This window comes from Providencia sp., assembly GCF_040396775.1.
GTDB lineage: Bacteria > Pseudomonadota > Gammaproteobacteria > Enterobacterales > Enterobacteriaceae > Providencia.
In genome coordinates this window covers 30,191-44,785 of record NZ_JBEBNT010000027.1, presented here as the reverse complement: position 1 = coordinate 44,785, position 14,595 = coordinate 30,191, and the positions used below count along the sequence as shown (strand labels likewise).

General features: G+C 42.5%; 13 protein-coding genes. 6 read left to right on the top strand and 7 right to left on the bottom strand.

From position 1 onward, the window contains the following. The 5 genes from ABWP91_RS18850 to ABWP91_RS18830 all read left to right on the top strand — a co-directional run. A partial coding sequence (locus ABWP91_RS18850; RefSeq protein ID WP_353244536.1) for a DNA translocase FtsK occupies positions 1-1,595 on the top strand: 1,595 nt, incomplete at its 5' end. A 106-nt stretch (positions 1,596-1,701) separates the two neighbouring features. Next, a complete protein-coding gene (lolA, locus tag ABWP91_RS18845; RefSeq protein WP_273804950.1) occupies positions 1,702-2,322 on the top strand; it encodes an outer membrane lipoprotein periplasmic chaperone LolA in 621 nt (206 codons plus the stop codon). Positions 2,323-2,415: 93 nt separating this feature from the next. Further along, positions 2,416-3,759 carry a replication-associated recombination protein A gene (locus tag ABWP91_RS18840; RefSeq protein WP_353244540.1) on the top strand — a complete coding sequence of 448 codons (1,344 nt, stop codon included), beginning with the start codon at positions 2,416-2,418 and terminating at the stop codon, positions 3,757-3,759. Between the two features lie 108 nt (positions 3,760-3,867). Further along, a complete protein-coding gene (gene serS / locus ABWP91_RS18835; protein WP_219244157.1) occupies positions 3,868-5,160 on the top strand; it encodes a serine--tRNA ligase in 1,293 nt (430 codons plus the stop codon). 185 nt (positions 5,161-5,345) lie between these two features. Further along, a complete protein-coding gene (locus ABWP91_RS18830; protein ID WP_353244535.1) occupies positions 5,346-6,065 on the top strand; it encodes a sulfite exporter TauE/SafE family protein in 720 nt (239 codons plus the stop codon). Here ABWP91_RS18830 and ABWP91_RS18825 read toward each other — a convergent pair. From ABWP91_RS18825 to ABWP91_RS18805, 5 genes are all read right to left on the bottom strand, one after another. After that, positions 6,062-6,955 (bottom strand): LysR family transcriptional regulator, encoded by an 894-nt coding sequence (locus ABWP91_RS18825; protein ID WP_353244534.1) that lies wholly within the window; start codon positions 6,953-6,955, stop codon positions 6,062-6,064. The two genes, ABWP91_RS18830 and ABWP91_RS18825, sit on opposite strands and share 4 nt — an antisense overlap. A gap of 92 nt (positions 6,956-7,047) precedes the next feature. Then, entirely contained in the window at positions 7,048-7,296 is a 249-nt protein-coding gene (locus tag ABWP91_RS18820; protein WP_353244539.1) for a non-oxidative hydroxyarylic acid decarboxylases subunit D, read from the bottom strand. Between the two features lie 9 nt (positions 7,297-7,305). Continuing rightward, positions 7,306-8,733: a non-oxidative hydroxyarylic acid decarboxylases subunit C gene (locus ABWP91_RS18815; RefSeq protein ID WP_353244533.1), complete on the bottom strand. Its 1,428-nt coding sequence runs from the start codon at positions 8,731-8,733 to the stop codon at positions 7,306-7,308. Between the two features lie 393 nt (positions 8,734-9,126). Continuing rightward, positions 9,127-9,933 carry a BPSS1780 family membrane protein gene (locus ABWP91_RS18810; protein ID WP_353244532.1) on the bottom strand — a complete coding sequence of 269 codons (807 nt, stop codon included), beginning with the start codon at positions 9,931-9,933 and terminating at the stop codon, positions 9,127-9,129. 358 nt (positions 9,934-10,291) lie between these two features. Continuing rightward, the gene (locus ABWP91_RS18805; RefSeq protein WP_225819771.1) at positions 10,292-10,762 is read right to left on the bottom strand and encodes an Lrp/AsnC family transcriptional regulator; all 471 of its coding nucleotides are present in this window, start codon (positions 10,760-10,762) and stop codon (positions 10,292-10,294) included. Positions 10,763-10,912: 150 nt separating this feature from the next. Between ABWP91_RS18805 and ABWP91_RS18800 the strand changes: the two genes are divergently transcribed. After that, a complete protein-coding gene (locus ABWP91_RS18800) occupies positions 10,913-11,335 on the top strand; it encodes a DUF2000 domain-containing protein (protein ID WP_353244531.1) in 423 nt (140 codons plus the stop codon). Between the two features lie 47 nt (positions 11,336-11,382). On the opposite strand, the gene pflA is transcribed toward ABWP91_RS18800, so the two are convergent. Beyond that, entirely contained in the window at positions 11,383-12,171 is a 789-nt protein-coding gene (gene pflA / locus ABWP91_RS18795) for a pyruvate formate lyase 1-activating protein (RefSeq protein WP_219249309.1), read from the bottom strand. Positions 12,172-12,310: 139 nt separating this feature from the next. Further along, positions 12,311-14,593 carry a formate C-acetyltransferase gene (gene pflB, locus ABWP91_RS18790; protein ID WP_219249307.1) on the bottom strand — a complete coding sequence of 761 codons (2,283 nt, stop codon included), beginning with the start codon at positions 14,591-14,593 and terminating at the stop codon, positions 12,311-12,313. Between the last annotated feature and the right edge of the window lie 2 nt (positions 14,594-14,595).

Sequence of the window (14,595 nt, the reverse complement as noted above, 5' to 3'; positions counted from 1 at the left end):
AGCCACAGCAGCCACAGCAGCCACAGCAGCCACAGCAGCCACAGCAGCCACAGCAAGATAGCTTATTCCACCCGTTCTTGGTGCGTAATGACCAACCATTACCAAAACCAACAACACCGATGCCTTCCCTTGATCTACTGGCAAGTCCACCAGAGCAAGAAGAGCCTGTGGATATGTTTAAACTGGAGCAAACAGCAAGGCTAATCGAAGCTCGGTTAAACGATTACCGCGTGAAAGCTGAAGTGGTTGGCTTCTCGCCTGGGCCTGTTATCACCCGTTTTGAGCTTGATTTGGCGCCAGGTGTTAAAGCCGCCCGTATTTCGACATTATCCCGTGACCTTGCACGTTCATTGTCAACGGTGGCTGTGCGTGTCGTTGAAGTGATACCGGGTAAACCGTATGTCGGGCTTGAATTACCGAATGAAAAACGCCAAACCGTTTATTTGAGCGAAGTATTAGATTGCGATGATTTTAGAAAAAATCCATCACCACTGACCATTGTACTTGGTAAAGATATTGAAGGTGATCCCGTTGTCGCTGATTTAGCGAAAATGCCACACTTATTAGTGGCGGGTACAACAGGTTCAGGTAAATCGGTTGGGGTCAATGCGATGATCTTGAGTATCTTGTATAAAGCGAAACCTGAAGATGTGCGCTTTATCATGATTGACCCGAAAATGTTGGAACTTTCTATATATGAAGGGATCCCACACTTATTAACGGAAGTGGTCACAGACATGAAAGACGCGGCGAATGCACTGCGTTGGTGTGTCAATGAGATGGAACGTCGTTATAAACTGATGTCTGCGCTGGGCGTTCGTAACTTAGCGGGTTATAACGAAAAAATTAAAGCAGCAGCGGATATGCAGCGCCCAATTCCTGACCCATTCTGGAAACCAGGGGACAGCATGGAAACGGAACATCCAACGCTGAAAAAAGAGCCTTATATCGTCGTCATGGTGGATGAGTTTGCAGACTTGATGATGACCGCAGGGAAAAAAGTGGAAGAGTTGATAGCTAGGTTAGCACAAAAAGCCCGTGCCGCTGGTATCCACTTAGTTCTTGCTACTCAACGCCCTTCAGTCGATATCATTACAGGGTTAATTAAAGCCAACATTCCAACGCGTATAGCCTTTACGGTATCCAGCAAAATTGACTCGCGGACAATTCTTGACCAAGGTGGCGCAGAGTCACTATTAGGAATGGGTGACATGCTTTACTTACCCCCTAACTCATCAATTCCAATGCGCGTACACGGTGCGTTTGTTCGTGATCAAGAAGTACATGCTGTGGTGAATGATTGGAAAGCGCGTGGTAAACCGCAATATATTGATAGCATCACCACATGCAGTGATGATAGCGAAGGTGGTGGCTACGATGGTGGCGGCGAAGAACTCGACCCACTGTTTGATCAAGCGGTTGAATTTGTTGTTGATAAACAACGTGTTTCTATTTCAGGTGTTCAACGCCAATTCCGTATTGGTTATAACCGTGCTGCGCGAATTGTTGAGCAAATGGAGCTCCAAGGCATTGTTAGCGAACAAGGCCATAATGGAAACCGAGAAGTACTTGCGCCGCCATCAATGGGGCACTAAAAGAGGATAGCAAATTAATAATTTAATGGGCTAATTGCGGGTTCAATTTAAGGGGTGTATAACGTCATCACGCCTCTTAAAGTAATCATATTAAGGTCTTTGTTCGATGAAAAAAATGATGTTGTTAGGTGCATTAGCCTTCAGTTTACATATCGGCCAAGTACTGGCAGATGCGAGTCAAGACCTTCAAGCACGACTGAATAAGGTCAATAGTTTTCAAGCCAGTTTTTCACAAAAAGTGACGAGCCCTGAGGGCGATCTTGTTCAAGAAGGCGTCGGTGATTTATGGTTAGAGCGCCCTAACTTATTTAACTGGAACATGACATCTCCCGATGAAAGCGTGTTGGTTTCTGACGGTAAAAACTTATGGTTTTATAACCCATTTGTTGAGCAGGTGACTGTGACAAACTTAGCCGATGCGACGCAAGACACGCCATTTTTATTGATCACACGTAATGACCCAAAAGATTGGAAGCAATATTCAATCATTCAACAGGGCAATACGTTTGATCTTAAACCTAAGCAAACCAATGGCACGTTAAAAAAATTCTCGATCACGGTTTCACCAGAAGGCACTATTGAGAAATTTTCGGCGGTTGAGCAAGATGGGCAAACCAGTGCTTATCAGCTAAAACAGCAAAAGAATGGTCATGTTGATGCCAGTAAGTTTAAGTTTACAGTACCAAAAGGTGTGACGCTGGACGACCAACGTTCAAGTGCAAAATAAGCCTTAAACCTGTTTTTGTCGCTAACCATCGGTGTTTTTGGCTGGTGGTTAGCGAGTCAGTCATTAGCTTTAAGCGGCAATAAAGAGGATATTGTGGGTAACCTGTCTCTCGATTTTTCGCAGAATGAATTTCAGCCTTTAGCGGCGCGTATGCGGCCCGAAACTCTTGAGCAATATATTGGTCAGCGGCATCTGCTGGCCGAAGGAAAACCCTTGCCGCGAGCAATCAAGGCTGGGCATCTGCACTCCATGATTTTATGGGGGCCACCAGGAACAGGCAAAACAACGCTAGCAGAAATCATCGGCCATTATGCCCAAGCGGATATTGAGCGCATATCTGCGGTGACTTCAGGTATTAAAGAAATCCGTGAATCCATCGAAAAAGCGCGCCAAAACCGTAGTGCAGGGCGCAGAACAATTTTGTTTGTGGATGAAGTTCATCGCTTTAATAAAAGCCAACAAGATGCCTTTTTACCACATATTGAAGACGGTACGATCACCTTTATTGGCGCGACGACTGAAAACCCTTCATTTGAATTAAATTCAGCATTGTTATCCCGCGCCAGAGTCTACTTGCTTAAATCCTTAGAAGAGGACGATATTGAGCAAGTGCTATTACAAGCTCTAGCAGATACCTCTCGTGGGCTTGGTGGGCAACATATTGTCTTGCCTGATAGTACACGCAAAATGATAGCACAGCTTGTTAATGGGGATGCAAGGCGCTCGCTAAATTTACTTGAAATGATGGCGGATATGGCTGAAGCCGATAGCCAAGGCCAACGCGTTTTAACCGCAGATTTACTCAAAGAAGTCAGTGGTGAACGTACTGCACGGTTTGATAACAAAGGTGACCGGTTTTACGATTTAATCTCTGCATTGCATAAGTCAGTTCGGGGCTCAGCGCCAGATGCGGCATTGTATTGGTATGCAAGGATCATTACAGCGGGTGGCGATCCCTTGTATGTGGCACGTCGTTTATTAGCCATTGCTTCCGAAGATGTCGGGAATGCCGATCCTCGTGCGATGCAAGTGGCCGTGTCTGCTTGGGATTGTTTTACACGAGTCGGACCTGCAGAAGGCGAACGGGCTATTGCTCAAGCCATTGTTTATTTAGCTTGTGCACCTAAAAGTAATGCGGTTTACACGGCATACAAAGCCGCGATTAAAGACGCGCAAATGCAGCCTGATTACGATGTACCTGATCACTTACGCAACGCACCGACAAAACTATTAAAAGAGATGGGGGCAGGTGAAGAATACCGTTATGCCCATGATGAACCCAATGCCTATGCTGCGGGCGAGAACTACTTTCCTGAGCCAATGCAAACAACTCGCTATTACCACCCAACAAAACGTGGCTTAGAAAGCAAGTTTGCTGAAAAATTAGACTGGTTAGCCCAACAGGATCAAATTAGTACCACAAAACGCTACCGCTAAACTGGGCAATGCGGTAAGGTTATATAGCGAAATAATTTACTTTATTGATGGTGCTAGAATGCATCATCAAAAGTATCATCTATTACTCACAATACTCACAGGATAAGCATGCTCGATCCCAATTTACTGCGTACGGAGCTAGACGCGGTTGCTGAAAAACTGGCTCGCAGGGGTTTTACCCTTGATGTGGAAAAGCTGCGTGAACTTGAAGAACGCCGCAAAGTTTTACAAGTTGAAACTGAAACCCTGCAAGCAGACCGTAACTCGCGATCGAAAACTATCGGTGCGGCTAAAGCACGTGGTGAAGACATTGAGCCATTACGTCTGGAAGTTAACCAATTAGGCGAAAAATTGGATTCTGCGAAAGCAGAGTTAGACAAGCTGCAACAAGAAATCCGTGATATTGCGTTAAGTATCCCGAATATTCCAGATGACCAAGTGCCTGATGGTAGAGATGACTCTGATAACGTTGAAGTTGCACGCTGGGGCGAGCCTCGCCAGTATGACTTTGAAGTTCGCGATCACGTTAGCCTTGGTGAACTAACGGGCGGCTTGGATTTCCCAGCAGCGGTTAAACTCACAGGCGCGCGTTTTGTTGTGATGAAAGGGCAAGTTGCGCGTATGCACCGTGCGTTAGCCCAGTTCATGTTAGATTTACATACTGAGCAGCATGGTTATCAAGAACTGTATGTTCCGTATTTAGTTAACCATGATACGCTGTATGGTACCGGTCAGTTGCCAAAATTTGGTGAAGACTTATTCCACACAAAACCACTGGAAGAAGAAGCGGATAGCAGCACTTATGCGTTGATCCCAACCGCTGAAGTGCCTGTGACTAACTTGGTTCGTGATGAAATTTTAGATGAAGATGCACTTCCTCTGAAAATGACAGCTCACACACCATGCTTCCGTTCAGAAGCGGGCTCTTATGGCCGCGATACCCGTGGTCTTATCCGTATGCACCAGTTCGACAAAGTTGAATTAGTGCAAATTGTTCATCCTGAAAAATCGATGGATGCACTGGAAGAGCTAACAGGTCACGCTGAAAAAGTTCTGCAATTACTGAACTTACCTTACCGTAAAGTGATTTTATGTACAGGTGATATCGGTTTCGGTTCACGTAAAACGTACGATTTAGAAGTGTGGCTGCCAGCGCAAAATACTTACCGTGAAATCTCTTCTTGTTCAAACATGTGGGATTTCCAAGCGCGCCGTATGCAAGCACGTTTCCGCGGTAAGAGTGATAAGAAAACCCAACTCGTTCACACGCTGAATGGCTCAGGCTTAGCAGTCGGTCGTACATTGGTGGCAATTTTAGAAAACTACCAATTAGCTGATGGTCGTATCGAAGTACCTGAAGTATTACGTCCGTATATGAAAGGCTTAGAATATATTGGCTAATTAATAGCCATATGGTTTATACACAAAAACCGCCTCGGGTAACTCTGGCGGTTTTTTTTATCTAAATCAAGCAATCTATCCTCCTCCTCAATCTTTACCTAACCCCCTCTGAATATATTCCTGATAGTGATGTCTCTGAGCTATCGATAGTCTGTGGGCTATCGTAGGCATGAGAGATAAATTAAATGGAAATAATAATTAGTGTTTTTTTATTGGCTGGAATTATTAAAGGGGTGATTGGGCTAGGGCTGCCAACTATTGCGATGGGGCTTTTGAGTACGACTATGGAGCCTGCGATTGCGGCAAGTATTTTGATCATACCTTCCTTAGTGACTAATATTTGGCAACTACTCATTGGTCCCCAATTTATCGCATTAATAAAGCGACTATGGGGATTGATGGTGGGAATAACTGTTGGCACATTATGGAGTTTTTTACCCTCTTTAACTGAAAATTCAGGTTGGACACAGCCAGCATTAGGCTGCGTGCTGGTGCTTTATGGTATTTGGGGGTTATTGGCAAAAATGATGCCTTCCAGCGGAAAATCTGAGCGTTGGCTTTCACCTGTAGTGGGTTACCTTACTGGGGTAATTACCGCCGCAACCGGCGTTTTTGTTATTCCCGCGGTGCCTTATTTGCAAACACTCAAGCTAAATAAAGATGAATTAATACAGGCGCTTGGCTTAGCCTTCACTGTATCGACCCTCGCATTGGCAATTAAACTTTGGAACAGCGGTCAACAAGAGTACATCGATTATGGTTTGTCTTTCATCGCATTACTCCCTGCATTAGTTGGGATGTATTTAGGGCAATATCTGCGCAAAATTATGAATGAAAGCGTATTTCGCCGCTGCTTTTTTAGTGGATTGGTGCTTTTGGGCATGTATATGGCGATAAAACCTTAAGGTTTATTTTGCCAATTAATTAAAAAGTTAATGAATTCATTGGTATATTCAGGAAGCTGATTAAAATCGCGGGCACAAATAACTAATTTTCGTTGTGCCCATTTTTCTGTCAGTGTCAGTATTTTTGTTTGGGAAGGCAGAATGCGTTGCGTGGCCTGTTTAGGAATAATGGCAATACCCACGTCATTCGCCACCAGCTGCATAACCGTATCAAAGGTAGGCAGACGAACCCGATAGTTCAGGCGAAAACCTTGCTGCTTAGCATAGTTATCAATATGTTTTTGTAATGAATTATCTTCAGATAACCCAATAAAATCTGAATGTATAAGGTCATTGAATGTTACATGCTGCTGACCCGCTAATGGGTGATGGTAATGAACCAGCACGATAAGTTCATCTGAACAAAAAGGGCGAAATGCTAACCCTAATAAATCGGTAGAGTCTGCCACTATGCCAATATTGGCCATTTTATTTTTAATCGTCGTGACAATTTCATGGCTCGGCATCTCTTTGACAGATATCGACATATTAGATTGTTGTTGTAAATACGCTCCAATACGTTCAGGCAAAAATTCCATTTGAGCCGAGGCATTGCACAAAAGGTTGATATGTCCACGTAGCCCTTGGCTATACTGGCGCATTTCACCCTTCATTAAATCAATGCGTTGTAAAATATCATTAGCATGCTCAATAAAAGCAATGCCAGCATTGGATAAAGAAACACCTCTGGTCGAACGAATAAATAAGGAAGTACCGAGCTCACTTTCGAGGCCTTTAACACGTTCGCTGGCAGATTGTAGTGTTAGGTGTGTTAAACTTGCGCCACCAGTGATGCTGCCTGTATTAGCGATATTTACGCACAATTGCAAGTCGGTAATATCAAAGTGCATAGCTTGGTAACTCCAATTTAGGGCGAAAATATATATTTTTAATTATTAGGTTAATTAATCAGAAACTAGCGATAAAGAATAGCATTATCACATTAGCTTGCTCCTTTTAAAGGCGATTTTACAATAAGAGGTGGAATTATAGGGGTCTCTGATGCGTTGTTAATATCTTGCTGGGTCATTCGGAATTCAACTGGGTAATGTTCTCGCTCCGTTCGGCGTACTGGTTCTGTATTTCTCCAGGTATAAAGGCAGCATTGGCACTGATATATTATCCATATCCCCTCAATGGGGGAGTTTGCCATGACATCTATTTTGTCACTTGTACAACGAGGGCAAATTATATGAGTTCCTTATTGACGATTAGCGAGCAGAGTCGTTAATTTATCAATCCACAGTGCAGTTTCTGGTAAATCCTTGACGGGTTGACTGTAACGGCCGCGATTATCGGGTGCAACAGGTGTTGTCGCATCAATGATTAATTTATCCGTGATCCCTGCAGGATTAGAGCTTGGGTCCAGACCGAGCACGGACAGGTTGGGTATTTGAATAAGGTCACCTGACGGATTAACCTTAGTAGAAAGCGCCCACATCACTTGAGGTAAATTGAAAGGGTCAACGTCTTCGTCAACCATAATCACTATTTTCGCATAACCTAAACCATGCGGAGTGGTCATTGCCCGCATTCCCACGGCTCTAGCGAAACCACCATAACGTTTTTGGGTGGAAATGATAATGAGAAGGCCATGGGTGTACATGGCATTGACTGCCTGAACTTCTGGAAAATCCGCTTTCAGTTGTTGATAAAGGGGAATACAAGTGACAGGGCCGATAAGATAATCAATTTCTGTCCAAGGCATGCCCAGATAAAGGGATTCGTAAATGGGGTGGGTGCGATAGGATACTTTATCAATGCGAATTATTGGCATATTACGCCCACCTGAATAGTACCCAGTAAACTCACCGAATGGGCCTTCAATTTCTCTTTGTCGACTCTCAATGACACCTTCAATAATGACTTCTGAACCCCAAGGGACGTCAAATCTTGTCAGCGGTGCAGTGGCTATTGGGTAAGGGCTTTCGCGCATTGCCCCTGCCATTTCATATTCGGATTGGTCGTATCTCAGTGGTGTTGCACCCATTAAAGTGATAATCGGGTCATTGCCAAGCGCAATAGCAACGGGAAGGTTTTCACCAGATTCTTCCGCCTTGTGAAGTTGTAAGGCGATATCATGCATGGGAACGGGCTGTATGCCGAGTTTACGCTTACCTTTAACTTCCATCCGGTAGATACCCACGTTTTGCTTACCAAAATGCTCAGGATCTTGAGGGTCCCGAGAGATAACACAGGCTTTGTCGAGATAGAAGCCTCCATCGCCATCATTTAGGCGAAACAGAGGGAGGATATCAAATAGGTTAATATCATCACCGTTTACTTCATTTTGAGCCCAAGGCGGATTATTTCGGCGTTCAGGTGAAACGGGCGATTTTTCCCAGCGGTGAATAAGTTCTTGGATTTGTTGTTTAATTGGAGTGGTTGCAGGAAGGCCGAGTGAAATAGCGTGGTTTTTCCAAGAGCCTATCGTATTCATAACAACATGGGCATGTTTAAACCCTTTGATTTTTTTAAATGAAATGGCAGGAGCCCCTTCACCAATCCTTCCTGTTGCATTTGCAGCCGCAGCGATATCAGGCTCTGCTTGTACTTCTTCTTGAATTTCCAGTAGTTGCCCTGCATTTTCAAGCGCCACTAAATAACTACGAAGATCATCATAAGCCATCTTTAATTCTCCTTATCGTCAGTGCCTTTGTGGTTTTTATTTATGGAATTGATCTCGCATTAAATGGTGCAGTCTCAACGTTGCTCTAGCATAGTCATGACGGAGGTCGTTAAAAAAGCCAGCTTCTTAACAGGCAATTTTAAAAGCTACCTTTATTAATTGATAAGGGCAAGTTATTGTAAACCAAGTGTATTTGGTCTTTGTTTCATTTTTCCAGGATGCTGACGTTATTTGGAACTGATTCGATTGAATTGTTAGGTGGTGTTACGCTGCGGAAAAAAAGGTCACTTAAATGAGAAGTTGAAGAATGAAAGGTATTAAAAGTATATTTTTGGAAAAGGGAAAGCATTTGCTTTCCCTTTGAGTATGAAGGAATAACGGTGTTATTCGAACTTATTTTACTTGTGAGAAAAATAGGCTGCGGTAGCTGCTGTAATAGCAAACATACATAATAGGCATAGAAACTAATAAACCTAAGCCTAATGGGATCACAGAAATAATCATTAAGATAGACAGAACGATAAAGAACAGGATACCTGGTAAGATATTTTTCTTAACCGCTTGCAGGCTAGCTGAAATTGCAGCACCAACAGTGAAATCGTGGTTCATGACTAGAGCAGGGGCAAACCAAGTTAACGCAGTACCCACTAAGCCCGCAACTGCCATCACAATGATAGCGAAGAAGAATGAACCTGAAGATGCTAAAATCGCTGCATCAGATGGTGAGCCGTATTGGTTGCTTTCCATTAATAAGCCAAACATCGCAGAGCCGCCAATGATAAAGGCGATGATCATTCCGACTAAGTTTGCAGCAAAGTTAATGGCACCAACAGCAAACAGCGCGCCGAATTTGTTTTGGAAACCTGCGAATAATAGTCCAATTTCTGCTTGGCCAGTTTTACGTTGGTTTTCACTGATAGCGATAATACCACCAACAAAAATTGGGGTAATAAAGGTGATCAGTAAGTTTAAGAATGGGATCATGGAGATAATCAGAATCAATGCAAATAAGACGATATTGATTAAGATCCACATGCCCAGTTTTTCTTTAACCATTGACCATGATTGGCTGATCCAATTAACGCCTTCACCAGCATCAACAGCGCGAGGTTCAGCGTGAAAAACAAAAGTATCAACTTGAGTTTGAGCGTTAGTGTTAGGTGCAGGGTTATTATCTGCACTAAAGTTTTCATTGTTCATGATAAAAAAGGAACCTATTTGTCGTAGTGAATTAGCAATAATTATTATAAAAAAGTTTGTGAGTTTATATGCACTCTTTTACTTTATCGGCAGTAGTATGCAGATAAGTTAATACATTATAAAGCAGACTATTCTGGTAAGGTATTTTTGATTAATTTTTTCTTAATAAAATATTTTTTAGGGTAGTAAGTTAATCATTTATTTGATATTGAATTTATAGACTGTTTAAACTAGTGATCATTAGTTAAATATAGGGCTATTTAACTTTAAATAGAAGGGTTATTTTTAGGGGATGGTTATTTTGTAGAATAAAATATAACTAATAACCATTGTGAAGATTAAGGCAAACCTCGATGAATTATTCAAAAATAGATATTGGGTAAGCATCAAGCGGCTTGATTTCTTTTAATACAAACATACTCTGCATCTCTTTAATACCGGGTAATCTACGAATGACTGACATCGCAAAGTCGGCATAAGAATCTAAGTCATGAGAAACCACTTGCAATAAAAAGTCGGTATCACCACCAATGCTATAACAAGCGACAACGTTTTCGAGTTCACTAACTTCTTGTTCAAATTTTTGTGCTTCTGCCTCACTATCGCTATCAATAATCACCCGTACAAATACCATGACACCTAGGCCAATTTTCTTGCGGTTTAAAATCGCGCGATAACCTTGGATGACATTATCTTCTTCAAGCTTTTTTACTCTCCGCCAGCAAGGTGAGGCAGACATGCCCACTTTTTCAGCCAGTTCATGGTTGGTGATCCGCGCGTCTTCCTGTAGCAGTGAGAGAATTTTTGTTTCTGTCTTATCTATTGCCATAAATGAATATTTTTACCTATTTTTAATGAAATAGAGAAAAAAATTACCAAAAAATCAGTTTGCCATAGCTGAGTTAGAAAGCCTATTTCTTTCTTTAAATGCCATAATTATCGGGAAATTGAACACAATTAAAAACAGTAGGGGACAGGAATGATATTTAATCCAGCCGAGCATCGCTGCGCGATCGTCGTCAATCAGGATTTATCTAATGGGCTTGCTATAAATGCAGCCAGTGTGATTGGTGTGAGCCTAGGAAATAAAGTTAATAATATGGTGGGAGAGGATTTAAACAGTGCAGATAATATTCATTATCCGGGGGTAATTTATGCGCCTTTACCGATTTTAAAATCGCCAGAGCAGTATATTAAAGATATTGAAGTGGCCGCATTAAAGGAAAGTGAAATTTATATCATTCCATTTAGTTTATTAGCGCAGTCGTGCCGCACTTATGATGAGTATCAGCAAAAATTATCAGAACATGAATATAAAAATATTCAGTTAGCGGGCATTGGGTTGGTGGGAAATAAAAAGGCAGTGACTCAGCTTATTGGCCATTTACCTTTATTTAGATAGGAATAATGGCAGATAAATAAGAGGCTCTATTAAGAGCCTCAAATTGGTTAGTACATGACTTTATGACCATAACTTTCAAGGATATTTTTGACGCGCTCCATCACCTCTTTTGACGGTGGTTTAACGCCATCAAGTTTGTATTCTTCACCCATGGTTTCCCATTTGTGTTTACCAAGTTCATGGTAAGGCAATAATTCGATTTTTTCGATATTGCTCATATCCTTGGTAAATTCACCGAGCAGATGCACGGAATGGTCATCATCACTCCAGCCTGGAACAACGACATATCGTACCCATGTTTTTTGATTACGCTTAGCTAAATATTGCGCAAACTCTAAAGTGCGGTGATTGGATACACCGACTAATTTTTGGTGAATGTCATCGTTGATTTGTTTTAAATCCAACATCACCAAATCAGTAACATCCATCAGTTCGTCAATCACAGGGTCATAACGACGAACAAAGCCGTTAGTATCTAAACAAGTGTGGATATTCTCTTTTTTACAAGCGCGGAACCAATCACGTACGAACTCGGCTTGTAAAATAGCTTCACCACCAGAGGCCGTGACACCACCGCCCGTCGCATTCATAAAGTGGCGATAAGTGACTGCTTCTTTCATTAATTCATCGACGGTGACAATATTACCGCCATGGGTATCCCAAGTATCGCGATTGTGGCAATACAGGCAACGCATTAAGCAGCCTTGGAAAAAGACAATAAAACGAATACCGGGACCATCAACAGTGCCACAAGATTCAAATGAATGAATACGGCCTAATGTTGCTGGAGCTTCCGTTTTAGTGATATCGGTTGTTGTAATAATTTCGGCAGACATAGCAGGTACTCCAAAATATCCGTCATACTTCTAAGACTTTATGCATAAAATAGTGATTTGTAGTCTTTAACTGACAGTATAGATAAAAAGACCCCATAAAGCGGGGTCTTTAATTTACTTTATTTTAATGAGCTAATTATTACATTGAACTTGTGAAAGTACGAGTAATAACGTCTTGCTGTTGTTCTTTAGTCAGTGAGTTAAAACGCACTGCATAACCTGATACACGGATAGTCAGCTGTGGATATTTCTCTGGGTTTTCCATCGCTTCTAACAGCATTTCACGGTTCATGACGTTAACGTTCAGGTGCTGGCCGCCTTCAATAGACGCTTCGTGGTGGAAGTAACCATCCATCAGACCTGCTAAGTTAGTTTTACGAACATCGTCATCTTTACCTAACGCATTTGGTACGATAGAGAAGGTATAAGAGATACCGTCTTTTGCGTAAGCAAATGGCAGTTTAGCAACAGAAGTCAGAGAAGCTACCGCACCTTTTTGGTCACGGCCGTGCATTGGGTTTGCACCTGGTCCGAATGGTGCACCTGAGCGACGGCCATCTGGTGTGTTACCTGTTTTCTTACCATACACAACGTTTGAAGTGATGGTCAGAATTGACTGAGTTGGTACCGCGTTACGGTAAGTTTGCAGTTTCTGAATTTTCTTCATGAAACGTTCAACTAAGTCACAAGCGATGTCATCAACACGTGAGTCATTGTTACCAAATTGTGGGTATTCACCTTCGATTTCGAAGTCAACAGCGATGCCGTCTTCGTCACGGATAGGTTTAACTTTTGCGTATTTGATAGCAGACAGTGAGTCAGCAGCAACAGACAGACCTGCGATACCACATGCCATTGTACGGTAAACATCACGGTCGTGCAGTGCCATCAGCGATGCTTCATAGCTGTATTTATCGTGCATGTAGTGGATGATGTTCAACGCGGTGACGTATTGCGTTGCTAACCAATCCATAAAGTGGTCCATTTTGTCCATCACGGTATCAAAATCAAGGACTTCGTCCATGATTGGCGCGTGTTTAGGGCCCACTTGCATTTTCAGTTTTTCGTCCACACCACCATTGATGGTATACAGCATGGTTTTCGCTAAGTTAGCGCGAGCACCGAAGAACTGCATTTGTTTACCCACAATCATTGGGCTAACGCAACATGCGATTGCATAGTCGTCGTTATCAAAGTCAGGACGCATCAGGTCATCATTTTCATACTGAACGGATGAAGTATCGATAGACACTTTCGCCGCGAATTTTTTGAAATTCATTGGCAGTTTTTCTGACCACAGGATAGTCATGTTCGGCTCAGGAGATGGGCCCATGGTATACAGTGTGTTCAAGAAACGGAAAGTACTTTTCGTTACCAGTGTACGGCCATCAAGGCCCATACCTGCTAAAGATTCTGTTGCCCAAATTGGGTCACCAGAAAATAGTTCATCGTATTCAGGGGTACGTAAGAAACGGACCATACGCAGTTTCATGACTAAGTGGTCAATCAATTCTTGCGCTTCTTGCTCAGTGATTTTGCCTTCTTCGATATCGCGTTGGATATACACGTCTAAGAAAGTAGAAACACGACCAAATGACATTGCTGCACCGTTTTGTGATTTAACCGCAGCTAAATAGCCGAAGTAAGTCCACTGTACTGCTTCTTGTGCGTTAGTTGCTGGCGCAGAAATATCGTAACCGTATTTCGCCGCCATTTCTTTCATTTGACCCAGTGCACGGTGCTGTTCAGCAATTTCTTCGCGCAGTTGGATAGTCATTTGTAAATCTTCACCTTTCTCTAATTTTTCTTGTAGAGAAGTGAATTGTTGGAACTTGTCTTTCATCAGGAAATCAATACCGTACAGCGCAACGCGACGGTAGTCACCGATGATACGACCACGACCGTATGCATCTGGTAAACCAGTTAATACACCTGATTTACGGCATTTTAAGATGTCTGGCGTATAAACGTCGAAAACACCTTGGTTATGCGTTTTACGGTATTCTGTGAAGATTTTTTTCACAGTTGGGTCTAATGTACGGTCGTAGGCTTTACATGAGCTTTCAACCATTTTGATACCACCGAACGGAATAAGACCACGTTTCAGAGGTTCATCAGTTTGTAAACCAACGACTTTTTCTAATTCTTTAGTAATGTAGCCTGCATCATGGGAAGTGATGGTTGAAGCAACATCTGTATCAAAATCAACAGGCGCATGCGTGCGGTTTTCGATTTTGATCCCTTCCATAACTTTATCCCACAGCGAGTCAGTTGCTGGGGTAGAGCCTGCTAAGAAAGATTCATCACCTTCATATGGAGTGTAGTTTTTCTGGATGAAATCACGTACGTTGACGTTTTTCTGCCAGTCACCTTGGTTAAAACCTTGCCATGCTAAAGCGAATTTTTCATTTAATTCGGACATGA